The following is a 13,510-nucleotide window of genomic DNA, read 5'->3' as shown; positions in this document are numbered from 1 at the left end:
CGTTCGAGGTGCCGTGTCATCCGATCCGACGGTGTCCATCGTGCCGCACGTACTGTAGGTGCGGCATAAAGCCGCGATATCGAGTCGTTATGTGACGGGGAGTGGCCTGCGGCCGCTCCCCGTTCTCCGTGTGCACGGCGTCCCCCTCAGTCGCGGACGACGACGTTCAGCACGTGCCGTTCGGGCAGTTCCACGGTGTGCCCGAGGTCGCGCAGGGCCGACACCAGCTCCTCGGGGGTGGCGGCGTCCACGCCCTCCAGCAGCAGGGAGCGGGCGATGTCGCCCCGGGTGGCCTTGGCCATGTGGCTGACCACCGTCCGCTTGGCGACCCCGTCCACCGTGCGCTCGCGCAGCACCCTGACGGCCACGCCGTTACCCGGAGCGTAGGCGGCGGCGTAGGCGGACGAGCGGCAGTCGACCAGGAGCCGTCCTTCGGTGAGCTCGTCCAGGGGCGCGGCCGCCTCGCGGCGCCAGTAGGCGCCCAGCCCGCCCAGGGGCGGCAGTTTCACGCCCATGGACAGGCGGTACGGGGGCAGCCGGTCGGCGGGTCCGACCGCGCCCCACAGTCCGGAGAAGATCAGGACCCGGGCGTCGGGGATGTCGGGCAGGCCGAGCCGGTCGTAGAGCACGCCCGTGTACAGATCGGCCGCGCGCAGGGTCGGCGCGGTCGTCAGGTCCAGGTTGCGCTTGAGCGCGTCGGCCTGCCTGGCGCTGATCCCCAGGGTCTCCAGCGCGGTCTCCTCGGGCCCCGAGCACAGGTCCGCCAGCGCCGCCATGACCCGCTCGCGGGCTCCGGTCAGTTCCGGAAGGGTCAGCGTCCCGAGGTCCAGGCGGGGGCCCTCGCCGGAAGAGGCCTTGCCCTCGGACGGCGGCAGCAGGATGAGCATGGTGGAACTTCCCGGGTGGAGGCGGTGGTCGGATACCCCGCCCATGCTAGGGCGTGTGCGGAGCCCGTTCCCTGCGCCGGAGGACCTGGACGGCGAGGGTGACGAAGGCGACGCACAGCAGGACGTCCAGGACGGTGCCCGCGACGCTGAAGCCCTTGAGGACGCCGTTGGCGTGCAGCGCCATCGACAGGACGCACAGGAAGCGGACCGGGCCCACGCAGCGGGTGGCGAGCAGCCCCGCCGCCAGGAGCACCCAGCCCAGGTTGGGCGCCCACACCAGTGCGTACACCACGTGCACCCGGGGGTAGAGGAACTCGACGAACGCGGTGGCCAGTTCCGGGGAGTGGGAGCTGACGAGCTGGAGGGAGGCGAAGTTGGCTCCCTCGAAGAAGGCCGCCACCATGAGGCCGAGCAGGCACACGGTCCCCGTGGCGGTGCCCAGCGCGGGCCGGGTCCCGGCGATCGACGCCGCCAGCCCGGCGAAGGCGGGCACCAGGAACAGCAGTCCGGCGAACCAGAGCCCGTACCCCCAGGCTATCTGGACGGGATCGTCGGCGTACGCGGCGATCTGGTCCGGGAAGAAGAAGTGGTGCGGCGCCTTGAGCAGCTCCCCGGCCAGGAGCAGCGGCGGAGCCGCCGCCAGCGAGACGGCGGTCGGCCAGCGGCCGGGAAAGGGGCCGGGCACGGGGGTTTCGGCCCGCCCCGGAAGGTCGCGGAGCAGGGACGTCCTCAGGGACGCGGACGTGAAAGGGCTTCGTCGGGGGGTGGAGTCCATGCGGCCATCCTCGCCACCGGGAGGGCGCCGTGTCGGGAACGCTGCCACGACGGCCGACCGGGGGCCCGCACCCGCCGGGCAGCCGTACCTGGGGCGGGCCCGCGGCGCCCGCGGGCCCGCCGGATAGCATCGTCGGCTCCGGGAGAGGGGAGCGGGTGTGCACGAGTGGGCGCGGCGGGTGACGCGGGACTGGCCGCCGTTCGAGGTGGAGGAGCGCGGCGGCTGGCGGTTCGGCTTCGCGGAGGGGATCACCAAGCGGGCCAACTGCGCGCTCGTGCTGGACCCGGACGCGCGGGTCGCCGAGGTCACCGCCTACTACACCGGGCGCGGGCTGAGGCCCTGCGTGCAGGTGTGGCCGGGCGAGGAGGAGGTCGACCGGCGGTTGGCCGACCACGGCTACGCGGTGGTGGAGCCCTCGCTGGTCCTGGCCCGCGACCTGGGCGCGCGCCCCGACGCCCCGGGCACGTCCTCGGTGGCGGCCTCGCCCGGGCCCGGGTGGCCGACCACCGGGGCGGCGCGCATCCTCGGCCGGGTCGACGCCGCCTACGGAACGGCCGAGCGGGGCCTGGGCCGGGGTGCGGCGGTGCTGGACGGGGGGTCGGTGGCGGTCTGCGCCATGTTCACCGACCCCGCGGCGCGCGGGCGCGGCGTGGCCTCCGGGCTGCTGGCCGACCTGCTGCGCTGGGGGTACGACCGCGGCGCCCGGCGGGCCTACCTGTGCGTGGTCGCCGACAACGCCCCGGCGCTCGGGCTGTACGGGCGCGCGGGCTTCGCCGAGGTGTCGCGGTACCACAGCCGTGTACTGGAGGGCGCGCACGAAGGCGGCGGCTCCTGAGAGGAGCCGCCGCCGGTGTTCAGGCCTGTTCTGTTGTGCTCTGTGGCTAACGCTCGTCCGTCTTGCTCTCGTTGAGCTTGTCGGTCTCGTCCTGGATGTCCGAGGCGATCTTGCGGAGAGAGTCGTCGTGCTTGCGCATGTGGTGGGCGCAGAACAGCAGCTCGCCGCCGGAGTTCAGCAGCACCCGGACGTAAGCCTGCGCACCACAGCGGTCGCAACGGTCAGCAGCCGTCAGCGGCTGGGTGGGGGCAAGGGTTCCAGTCACTTCGCCATCCTCAATACTCGGCGTTAGTCACCTCTGACAACATTTAACCCGACCAGGACGTTCCCAACCCGGTCCCGTGTACGCCGACAGCGGAATCTGCCTGGTTGATGCCTGGATGTCGTCTCATGTCCTTGTTGTACCCGCCTCATGGCCCGGCATCCCAGGAAAAGGGGAGCATCCAGGTCGCATCCACCGGAGGTGGTAGTCTCGCGCGGGGCAGGCCCCCGTCCTCCCGCCGGGTCCCGGCGGTAGCAAGCGACCGGCACGCCGCCCCCCTATTCGTCAGTGCGGCGCGGTACAAAGGGCACGCACCGCACAGCGCCCTGATGGCCCTGAAGACGCAGGAGATGTCCGAGTGACCGCCTTGACCGCAGCCGTCCACGACCCCGAGGATTACTCCGCCCGACACCTGTCGGTCCTCGAAGGTCTTGAGGCGGTGCGCAAACGGCCGGGCATGTACATCGGGTCCACCGACAGCCGCGGCCTCACCCACTGCATGTGGGAGATCATCGACAACTCCGTGGACGAGGCCCTGGGCGGCTTCTGCACCCGGATCGACGTCACGCTGCACTCCGACGGATCGGTGTCGGTCAGCGACGACGGACGCGGCATCCCCGTGGACGCCGAGCCCAAGTCCGGCCTGTCCGGTGTGGAACTGGTCATGACCAAGCTCCACGCGGGCGGCAAGTTCGGCTCCGGCTCCTACACCGCCTCCGGCGGCCTGCACGGCGTCGGCGCCTCGGTGGTCAACGCCCTGTCGTCGCGCGTGGACGTCGAGGTCGACCGCCAGGGCCGCACCCACGCGATCAGCTTCCGCCGGGGCATCCCCGGCCGCTTCGCCGGTTCCGGCCCCGACGCCGAGTTCACGCCGGTCTCGGGCCTGGAACAGGTCCGCAAGGTGGCCCAGAAGATCACCGGCACCCGCATCCGGTTCTGGCCGGACATGCAGATCTTCCTCAAGGACGCCGACATCGCCCGCGAGGCGCTCCTGGACCGGGCCCGCCAGACCGCTTTCCTGGTGCCGGGGCTGACCCTCTCCGTGCGCGACGAGCGCGTGGAGGGTGAGCCCGCCCACGAGGAGGAGTTCCGCTTCGACGGCGGCATCGGCGAGTTCTGCACCTTCCTGGCCCCCGACGAGCCGGTCAGCGACGTGCTGCGCATCCAGGGCAGCGGCAACTTCACCGAGACCGTCCCGGTCCTGGACGACGCCGGGCACATGGTGCCCGCCGACGTCGAGCGCCGCCTGGACGTGGACGTCGCCCTGCGCTGGGGCACGGGCTACGACACCACCGTGCGCTCCTTCGTCAACGTCATCGCCACCCCCAAGGGCGGCACCCACATCAACGGCTTCGAACGGGCCCTGGTACGGGTGATCAACGAGCAGCTGCGCACCACCAAGCTGCTGAGGAACAGCGACGACCCCGTCACCAAGGACGACACCCAGGAGGGGCTCACCGCGGTCGTCACCGTCCGCCTGCCCGAGCCCCAGTTCGAGGGCCAGACCAAGGAGATCCTCGGCACCTCCGCGGCGACCAGGATCGTCTCCCAGGTGGTCGGCAAGGAGCTGCGCGAGTTCCTGACCTCCACCAAGAAGGTGGAGAAGGCCAGGGCGCGCAGCGTCCTGGAGAAGGTGGTCGGCGCCGCCAAGGCCCGCCTGGCCGCGCGCCAGCAGCGCGAGACCCAGCGGCGCAAGACCGCCCTGGAGAACTCGGCGCTGCCCGCCAAGCTGGTGGACTGCCGCAGCGAGGGCCTGGAGCACAGCGAGCTGTTCATCGTCGAGGGGGACTCGGCGCTGGGCACCGCCAAGCTGGCCCGGGACTCGGAGTTCCAGGCGCTGCTGCCGATCCGGGGCAAGATCCTCAACGTGCAGAAGTCCTCGGTCACCGACATGCTCAAGAACGCCGAGTGCGCGGCCATCCTCCAGGTGGTCGGCGCCGGTTCCGGACGCACCTTCGACATCGACGCGGCCCGCTACGGCCGGATCATCCTCATGGCCGACGCCGACGTGGACGGCGCGCACATCCGCTGCCTGCTGCTCACGCTCATCTACCGCTACATGCGGCCCATGTTGGAGGCCGGGCGGGTGTACGCGGCCGTGCCGCCGCTGCACCGCATCGAGCTGACCAACACCCGGCGCAAGCGCGGCAGCAAGCCCGAGGACCGCTACGTCTACACCTACTCCGACGCCGAGCTCTCACGCACGCTGCTGGACCTGGAGAAGCGCAAGATCTCCTGGAAGGAGCCGGTGCAGCGCTACAAGGGCTTGGGCGAGATGGACGCCGACCAGCTGGCCGAGACCACCATGGACCCGCGTTACCGCACCCTGCGCCGGATCCGGGTGGAGCAGGCCGAGGAGGCCTCCTCCGTGTTCAACCTGCTGATGGGCAATGAGGTCGCCCCGCGCCGCCGCTTCATCCAGCAGGGCGCCCAGGAGCTGGACGTGGCCCGCATCGACACCTGACCGGGCCCCTCAGGGGGTCTGGGGAGGTTCCCAGACCCCCTCGGCGAGGAACCGGTCGACGGTCGCGCGGTAGGGCGCCGGGTCCAGGCCCCGCTCCGCCACCCAGGCGTCGTTGTAGTAGCTGTGCTGGTAGCGTTCGCCGCCGTCGCAGATCAGCGTGACCACGCTGCCCCTGCGCCCCTCCCGGAGCATCCTGGCCACCAGGTGCCACACCCCCCACAGGTTGGTGCCCGTGGAGCCTCCGGCGGACAGCCCGGTGCGGTCGTGCAGGTGGCGCATCGCGGCGATGCTCGCGGCGTCGGGCACCGGCATCATCAGGTCGATCACCGACGGCACGAAGCTCGGCTCCATGCGGGGGCGGCCGATCCCCTCGATCCGGGAGGGCATCCCGGTGGCGTAGTCGGACGCGCCGGTGACCCAGCCGGGGAAGAACGCCGAGTTCTCCGGGTCCACCACCGCCAGCCGGGTGCCCAGGCGCCGGTAGCGCAGGTAGCGGCCGATGGTGGCGGAGGTGCCGCCGGTGCCCGCGCCCACCACGATCCACTCCGGGCACGGGTGGCGCTCCATGGCCAGCTGCTCGAAGATCGACTCGGCGATGTTGTTGTTGCCGCGCCAGTCCGTGGCCCGCTCGGCGTAGGTGAACTGGTCCATGTAGTGCCCGCCGGTCTCGGCGGCCAGCCGCTCGGCCTCGGCGTACATCGCGGGCGGGGCGTCCACGAAGTGGCACCTGCCGCCGTAGCGCTCGATCAGGGCGATCTTCTCCGGGCTGGTCCTGCGCGGGATGACCGTGATGAAGTCCAGGCCGACCAGCTGGGCGAAGTAGGCCTCCGACACCGCGGTGGAGCCCGAACTGGCCTCCACGATGGTGGTGCCCTCCCGGATCCACCCGTTGGCCAGCCCGTACAGGAACAGCGAGCGCGCCAGCCGGTGCTTGAGGCTGCCCGTGGGGTGCACGGACTCGTCCTTGAGGTACAGGTCGATGCCCCACTCCGGGGGGAGCGGGAACACGTGCAGGTGGGTGTCGGCCGAGCGGTTGGCGTCGGCGACGACCCTGCGCACCGCCTCGTCCGCCCAGGAGCGGGCGCTGTCGTCGCACCGGTCCACCCACGGGGTGTCGTCGCCCGGCCGCGGACCTGTCGGTGAGGATGCCATGCCCAGCAGCGTAGCCCGGGCACGGGAGGGGCCGGCCCCGAGGGGCCCGGCCCCGCTCCTGCTCAGGCGGGTGTCTCCGGTCGGCCCAGCCGAGGGGGTTCCCTGCCCCGGCGCGCACGCGGGCGCGCCGGACCGGGAGGGGCCCTCAGTCCAGGGAGCCCCCGGACATCACCGCGTGCATGCGCCGGTAGGTGGCCGCCTCCTCGTGGCGGCTCTGGCGCTCCAGCGTGCGCGCCAGGGCGATGTGCGCCCAGTTGTCCACCGGGTCCAGCTCGATGATCCTGCGGAAGGTCCGCTCGGCCTTGTTGAGCTGTGCGGAGTGGAAGTAGGCGCGGCCCAGCAGCTCCAGCAGGGAGCGGCTGTCCGGTTCGTCGTCGACGATCGGTTCGAGGGTGCGGGCGGCGTAGATGGGGTCGCCCAGTTCCATGAACATGCGGGCGCGGTTGAAGGTGTCGTAGGTGTTCTCTTCCACGGTGCTCCTTCCGACGGCGCGGGGCCGTCCCGGATCACAACGGCCGGCGTACCGGTCGCATTCCCTGGTGGGGCGTGTGGGACGGAGGAGCGGGCAGGAGCCCACCGGGGCCTCCCGCGCCTTCCGGTCCCACTGAAGAGATCCCCGCGCACGTGCGGCGCACACGTGGCCGACCCCGGTCACCGCCTCCGCTCGGGAGCGGTCACAGGTCCGTCATGGTGATCCGGCCGGTGTCCACGTCGTACAGCGCGCCCGCGACCGGCAGGTCCGCGGGCAGCAGCGGGTGGTGGCGGATGCGCTCCAGATCGTGCCGCAGGGCGCCCAGCTGGTCGTTGTCGGTGTGGAACTCCAGGCTGCGCGTGTCCACTCCGTACTGGTCCTCGATGAAGTCGTGAACGGCGTCGTCGCTCTCCACGGAGGCCATCTTGCAGCGGGTGTGCGGCATGATCAGCACCCTGTCCACACCGAGCAGGTACACCGCCAGCACCAGGGTGCGCAGGGTGTCGTCGGTCACGCGAGCACCGGCGTTGCGCAGGATCTTGGCGTCACCGGGCTTCAAACCGAGCATGTCCAAAGGCTCGATCCTGGAGTCCATGCAGGTCACCAGGCCCAGGCCGCGTGCGGCGAGGGGTTCGAGCCCAGCGAGGGAGAAGGACTTGGCGTAGTCCTCGTTGGCGGCTAGGAAGCCGTCGAAGACACCGGAGGGGGTGGTACCGCTGTTGTCGCTCACGTGGAGGCGCTCCCTTGTCCCGTGGTCGCGGACGCGCCGCGCGCACCGGACGGATCCGGTGCGCGCGGTGCTCTTCCGAGACGAATCAGGCTTTCGCTCCGGGAACGGTGATCCCGGAGTCGGTCTGTCCACTACCTACAGTAACGATCGCTCGGGGCAGCGCGTCACCCGACCCGTCCCGACGGTCGACCGGGTCGGGCAGACGGACCGGCTTGCCGTCCGCGCGCGCGGCGCGGGCGGGGGAGCGGCCGATCCATCCGAAGAGCAGGGTGTCCTCACCCTTGAGGTAACGGTGGCAGCGCACGCCGCCGGTTGCGCGGCCCTTGGCCGGGTAGGCCTCGAAGGGCGTGATCTTGGCCGAACCGGCCTGGCTGCCCTCCAGAGCGCCGGAGGAGCCCGAGACGGTGACCACCACCGAGTCCTGCGGGCTGGGCACGGCGCCGAACCACAGCACCCGCGCCCCCTCCGACAGGCGCACGCCCGCCACACCGCCCGCGGGCCGCCCCTGGGGCCGCACGGTGCTCGCGGGGAAGCGCAGCAGCTGGGCCTCGGAGGTGATGAAGGCCAGGTCCTCCTCGCCCGTGGACAACTGGGTGACGCCCACGACGCGGTCGTCGTCCTTGAGCGCCACGACCTCGAAGTCGTCCTTGTTGGGCGGGTAGTCAGGGGAGACCCGCTTGACCACGCCGCCGCGCGTGCCCAGGGCGAAGCCGGGGCCCGAGGCGTCCATGGACACCACCGACACCACCCGTTCGTCCCCGTCGAGCTGGACGAACTCGGACACGTCCAGCCCCGAGGCCAGCGGCGGACTATCCCCGCCCTCGTCGGGCAGCTCCGGCAGCTCCACCACCGGCACGCGGATCATCCGGCCCAGGTCGGTGACCAGGCCGACGGCGGAGCGCGAGGTGGTGGGGACGGACACGTGGACCGCGTCGTGCCTGGTGCGCAGGCCCTCGTACACGCGCGGCACCGTGGGTCCCTTGCTGCGGCCGATCGCGCCGTCCACGCCCATCAGCACGTGGCAGGGCTGGTCGGCCATCTCCAACGGGATCACCGCGCTGCGGGCCACACCGTCGCTCTCGCGCAGCTGCGTGCGGCGCGGGGTGGCGAACTCCTTGGCGACGTCGCCCATCTCCTTGGAGACCAGGCGGCGCAGCTTCTTGTCCGACTCCAGGACCGCGGTGAGGGCGTCGACCTCCTTGTTGAGCTTGTCCCGCTCGGTCTCCAGCTCCATCCGGTCGAAGCGGGTCAGGCGCCGCAGCGGGGTCTCCAGGATGTAGCGGGCCTGGACCTCCGACAGGTCGTAGGCGCCCATGAGCGACTCGCGGGCGGCGGCGGTGTCCTCGGCCTCGCGGATCAGGGAGATGACCCGGTCGATGTCCAGCAGGGCCACGAGCAGGCCGTCCACCAGGTGCAGGCGCTCCTGGCGCTTGGCACGGCGGAACTCGCTGCGGCGGCGCACCACGTCGAGGCGGTGGTTGACGTAGACCTCGAGGAGTTCGCGCAGCCCCAGCGTCTGGGGCTGGCCGTCCACGAGGGCCACGTTGTTGATGCCGAAGGACTCCTCCATCGGCGTGAGGCGGTACAGCTCCTCCAGGACCGCCTCGGGGTTGAAGCCGTTCTTGAGCTCGATGACCAGGCGCAGCCCCTGCGTGCGGTCGGTCAGGTCCTTCAGGTCCGAGATGCCCTGGAGCTTCTTGGACTGCACCAGCTCCTTGATCCGGCTGATGACCTTCTCCGGGCCCACGCTGTAGGGCAGCTCGGTGACCACCAGGCCGGTGCGGCGCGCGGACACCTTCTCGATGGAGACGGTGGCGCGGGTCTTGAACGTGCCCCGGCCGCTGCGGTAGGCGTCGCGGATGCCGTCCAGGCCGACGATGGTGCCGCCGGTGGGCAGGTCCGGGCCCGGGACGAACTCGGTGAGCTCCTCCAGGGTGGCCTCGGGGTGGGCGATCAGGTGGCGGGCGGCCGCGACGACCTCGCCCAGGTTGTGCGGGGCCATGTTGGTGGCCATGCCCACCGCGATGCCGGAGGCGCCGTTGACGAGCAGGTTCGGGAAGGCGGCGGGCAGGACCTCGGGCTCGGTCTCCTGGCCGTCGTAGTTGGGCCGGAAGTCGACGACGTTCTCGTCGATGGAGGCGACCAGCTGCTCGGCGGCGCGGTCCAGGCGCGCCTCGGTGTAGCGCATGGCGGCCGGTGCGTCGTCGCCGCCCAGGGAGCCGAAGTTGCCGTGGCCGTCCACCAGGGGCACGCGCATGGCGAAGGGCTGGCTCAGGCGCACGAGCGCGTCGTAGATGGCGCTGTCGCCGTGGGGATGGAGGCGGCCCATCACGTCCCCGACGACGCGGGCGCACTTGACGTGGCCGCGGTCGTGCCGCAGCCCCATCTCGTTCATCTGGTAGAGGATGCGCCGCTGCACCGGTTTCATACCGTCGCGCGCGTCCGGTAGCGCGCGTTGGTAGATCACCGAGTAGGCGTACTCCAGGAAGCTGCCGCGCATCTCCTCGGAGACGTCGATGTCGATGATCTTCTCGGCGAGATCCTCGGGGGGACGGGAAGTAGTACGGGCCATGTCCGTAATTCTGGCCTGTGCCAGAGACTGAAACGTACAAGGACGCGTCGCCGGACGGGTGTGAGCCTCGTGACGCGGCGTCGCGCGTGCCGCTGCGACGTGCGGGTTGTGTGGCGGTGGGGGTTCCGCGATGTTTCTGTGCTTGGGTGCCGGACGGTCGCGCAACGCCCCGATCGTGCCCGGAAAGCCCGAAACGGAGCCGCGGGCGCGGCCCGTTTCGGTTGGCGCGTCCCGCGGCGGGGCGGAGGGCGTCCCCGGCGCCCGCGGGCGCCGGGGACCGGACGTCAGTCGGTGAAGGGGATCGTGAGCGAGGCGCCGCCGTCGGGACCGACCAGGACCCGCGAGGAGGCGCCGCCCAGGGCGCTCCACAGCTCGACGCGGACGGAGCCGCCCTCCAGGTCGCCGAGGGACCCGTCGGCGCTCGCCGGGCCCTGGCCCTGCGTGTACTCCTCCCAGCCGTTCAGGTCGTTGGTGGCGAAGTAGCGGTAGGTCTCCGTGCGGTCGTCGGTGCCGTCGCCGTCCAGGTCGTAGACCACGCGGACCTGGACCGCGTTGCCGACCGCGTTGCCCGAGTCCACGGGCAGCGAGAACGCGGTGGCGCCGCCGGTGTGGGTGCCGGTCAGGTCGTCGGCGCGCAGCACCACGCGGTCGCCCGGCGGCAGGCCGTCCTGGTTGCGTCCCCCGGCGGAGGCCACGGTGATCTCGCCGGCGGAGCCGTGCGGGGCGCCGGAGAGAGCGGAGGGGGTCAGGTGCAGGCCGCCGTCGCCGACGTTGCCCTCACCCGGGTCCCCGGGATCGCCCGGATCGCCGGGGTCGCCCGGGTCACCCGGATCGCCCGGGTCACCGGGGTCGCCCGGGTCACCGCCGCCGCCCTCGCCCGTGGTGGAGGCCAGCGAACGGGGCTCCACCTCCAGTTCGACGCCGTCGGAGAAGGTGACCGTCAGCGGGGAGCCGGAGGGGTTGAAGGCGACGTGCGTGCGCTCCCCGCCGTCGGTGAAGACGGCGTAGTGCGCGGTGTCGGCGGTGACGGAGGTGTCCATGGTGCCGACCTCGGCGAGCGTCGAGACCCACTGGTAGGTGTGCGGCTTGGACTCGCCCGCCTCGGGCTCGTAGGTGTTCCACTGCTCCTCGAACATGCGCAGGGCGTCGTCGCCGTCGGAGAGGGCGCGGTGCTCCCAGTGGATGTCGCGCCAGATCTGCGGCTCGCGGCCCAGGCGGTCCACCAGCGACTCGTACATCGCCCCGGCGTGCTCGGGGTCGTGCCCCAGGTACAGCGAGCTCGCCGTGATGGGCAGGTAGTTGATGCCGTAGTGCTCCTCGTCGCCGCCGTCCCACCAGATGCGGTAGTCGCCGCCGTCACCCCACACCATGCCGACGACGTCGTGCTCGAAGTCCTCGGGGAAGGTGTCGCCGCCGTGGTCCTGCCAGTAGCGGGTGATGGCCGAGGCCTGCGTGGTGTGCAGGTACACGCCCAGGTCGCGCAGCTCCTCGTCCCCGGTCAGGGCGCCGAACAGCGCGGTGGCGGCGGCGAAGTGCATGCCCTCGGAGGAGGACTCCTGGTTGTTCCCGGCGGCGAACCCCGCGTGCCCGGAGGCCCATCCGTGCCCCGCGTAGGGCGAGAAGGACCGCAGGCGCGGGAACATGTCGCTGTTCGGGTCGGTCTCGGCCACGTCGCGGATCAGCAGGCGGACCATGCCGCCCCAGGCGTCCTCGGCGGCCCAGGCGTTGTCGTAGCGGGCCACGACGGCCGCCGCGGACACGAAGTAGCCGTAGTGGAAGTCGTGGTCGTTGACCTCGGTGGCGGCGCCGAAGCTGTCCGGGTAGCCGAGCATGGTGCCCCAGTCGGCCTCGTAGGCGAACTGGCGGGTCCCTCCGGCCGTGAACCAGTCCTCCAGGCGGTTCCTGACCAGGTCCAGCAGCGCGTCGCGGCCCTCGGTGTGGCCGATGGAGTCGGCGATGGGCACCAGCTGGGCCAGCCTGCCCAGCGCCTTGCCGTCCCAGTAGGTGTCGCCGGGCTCGGGGAAGTGCTCCTGCTCGGCCAGGACCTCGTCGATGAGCTGGCGCATGCGGTCGTGGTCGGCGCTGTCCACGGTCGGCAGGCTCGGCAGGATGCCCTGCGCGGCCAGCTCGGTGGTGAAGCTCGCGCCCTCCGCCACGCGCATCTCGCCCCGAGGGGAGGAGTAGGACAGGTCGGTGACGGGGGTGGAGGCCTCCCGCCAGTGGTGCGGGTAGAGGGCCATGAGCGTGCCCTCCCCGCTCCCCTCGCGCGCCTCGGTCTCCACCCGGTAGGTGCTGGTCAGGGTGGCGGCGGCCTCGTCGTAGTCGTACTCCACGCGGGAGCCGGTGACGAAGGAGTGGGCGTAGGGGGCGAAGGTGTCCAGGTCCTCGGGCGAGGGCAGGACCGCCACGGAGTAGTGGCCCTCGGCGCCGGTCGGGGCGGTGAAGGTGTCGCCCGAGCGCGTCCAGGGGGCGTCGGAGGGGGCGAACAGCGCGTAGTGCCGACCGCCCACGCTGGCGCCGACCACGGAGCCCTCCTGGTGCCAGACCTCGGGGGTGCCGGAGAAGGCCACCTGGGCGTCGCCGCCGGCGGTGTCGGCGTAGGCGAAGGGCAGGCCCTGGCCGATGGTCACGCGCAGGGTCCGGCCGGAGCCCTCCCAGTGCGCGGTGACGGTCCAGTCGCCGTGGTCGGCGACCCGGGTGTCGGGGGAGGACAGGCCCTGGACCCCCAGGGACAGGTCGGCGGTGTGGGGGTGCTCGTACTTGAGGCCGTCGGCGACGAGCCGGGGGTCCCGCGGGTAGCCCATTTCCAGCCCGCCCTCGTGGGGGCGGAAGCTGGCGGGGTGCGCGAACAGGTTCTCACCGTGGGGGTTGTCGGGGTAGCGCTGGAAGATCAGCGACGACCACCACTCGTTGGTGGGGGCGTGCCCCTCGAAGTCGTCGGTCACCTTGGGGTCGACCGGGGCGCCGTTCAGGTCGGAGGGCCCGGGGGCTCCGGCGGGGAGGGTGTCGCTGTAGCCGCCGGATCCGACGGGGACCTCGGCGGCCACGGCCGCCGGAGGGGCGGAGGCCACGCCCGCGGCGCAGACCAGGGCCGTGGCCGCGGCCAGGACGCCCATGCGCGGGGACCGCGCGCGCCGTGCTGTCGTCGGTCCGTTGGGGGGATGGTGCGGGGACGGTCGACTCCATGGGTGCCGCATACTGCGCCTTTCGCTCGCTTCCGCGGGAGAGCGTCCGCCCTCTACGGGCGGGAGCGCTCCCAGGCCTGAGCCTTGGTAAATGAGTGTTCAGTCCCGGTCGGGAGAGCGCAATGCCAGGAAAGTGGAAAGTATCCTTTCTGTTACCGGCGGTGCTCATGGGGGTT

Annotated in this window: 10 protein-coding genes; 2 read left to right on the top strand and 8 right to left on the bottom strand. The window is 71.9% G+C overall.

Annotated features, from left to right (window positions below; translation table 11 throughout):
* Nucleotides 1-146: 146 nt before the first annotated feature.
* Together yaaA and AC0VX6_RS20615 are read right to left on the bottom strand one after the other, a co-directional pair.
* A complete protein-coding gene (gene yaaA / locus AC0VX6_RS20620) occupies nt 147-887 on the bottom strand; it encodes a peroxide stress protein YaaA (RefSeq protein ID WP_274978203.1) in 741 nt (246 codons plus the stop codon).
* A gap of 46 nt (nt 888-933) precedes the next feature.
* Nucleotides 934-1,662, bottom strand: a complete 729-nt coding sequence (locus AC0VX6_RS20615) for a hypothetical protein (RefSeq protein ID WP_274974242.1) — start codon at nt 1,660-1,662, stop codon at nt 934-936.
* 157 nt (nt 1,663-1,819) lie between these two features.
* Between AC0VX6_RS20615 and AC0VX6_RS20610 the strand changes: the two genes are divergently transcribed.
* Entirely contained in the window at nt 1,820-2,497 is a 678-nt protein-coding gene (locus AC0VX6_RS20610) for a GNAT family N-acetyltransferase (RefSeq protein ID WP_475465662.1), read from the top strand.
* A gap of 46 nt (nt 2,498-2,543) precedes the next feature.
* Here the strand turns inward: AC0VX6_RS20610 and AC0VX6_RS20605 are convergent, their stop codons facing one another.
* Nucleotides 2,544-2,762 (bottom strand): DUF7455 domain-containing protein, encoded by a 219-nt coding sequence (locus AC0VX6_RS20605; protein ID WP_047869571.1) that lies wholly within the window; start codon nt 2,760-2,762, stop codon nt 2,544-2,546.
* Nucleotides 2,763-3,117: 355 nt separating this feature from the next.
* Here AC0VX6_RS20605 and AC0VX6_RS20600 point away from each other — a divergent pair, with 355 nt between their 5' ends.
* Complete coding sequence (locus AC0VX6_RS20600; RefSeq protein WP_274974240.1) at nt 3,118-5,223, top strand: DNA gyrase/topoisomerase IV subunit B; 2,106 nt, start codon at nt 3,118-3,120, stop codon at nt 5,221-5,223.
* Nucleotides 5,224-5,232: 9 nt separating this feature from the next.
* Here AC0VX6_RS20600 and cds1 read toward each other — a convergent pair whose 3' ends face one another.
* From cds1 to AC0VX6_RS20575, 5 genes are all read right to left on the bottom strand, one after another.
* A complete protein-coding gene (gene cds1, locus AC0VX6_RS20595; protein WP_274974239.1) occupies nt 5,233-6,375 on the bottom strand; it encodes an L-cysteine desulfhydrase Cds1 in 1,143 nt (380 codons plus the stop codon).
* 145 nt (nt 6,376-6,520) lie between these two features.
* Nucleotides 6,521-6,847, bottom strand: a complete 327-nt coding sequence (locus AC0VX6_RS20590) for a tetratricopeptide repeat protein (RefSeq protein ID WP_013154318.1) — start codon at nt 6,845-6,847, stop codon at nt 6,521-6,523.
* A 202-nt stretch (nt 6,848-7,049) separates the two neighbouring features.
* The gene (locus AC0VX6_RS20585) at nt 7,050-7,577 is read right to left on the bottom strand and encodes a beta-class carbonic anhydrase (RefSeq protein WP_274974238.1); all 528 of its coding nucleotides are present in this window, start codon (nt 7,575-7,577) and stop codon (nt 7,050-7,052) included.
* An 85-nt stretch (nt 7,578-7,662) separates the two neighbouring features.
* A complete protein-coding gene (locus AC0VX6_RS20580; protein WP_274974237.1) occupies nt 7,663-10,149 on the bottom strand; it encodes a DNA gyrase/topoisomerase IV subunit A in 2,487 nt (828 codons plus the stop codon).
* A 284-nt stretch (nt 10,150-10,433) separates the two neighbouring features.
* A complete protein-coding gene (locus AC0VX6_RS20575) occupies nt 10,434-13,265 on the bottom strand; it encodes a glycosyl hydrolase (RefSeq protein ID WP_475465659.1) in 2,832 nt (943 codons plus the stop codon).
* Between the last annotated feature and the right edge of the window lie 245 nt (nt 13,266-13,510).

This window comes from Nocardiopsis sp. iso_25 (assembly GCF_056173305.1).
This window is presented reverse-complemented; position numbering and strand designations above follow the sequence as displayed.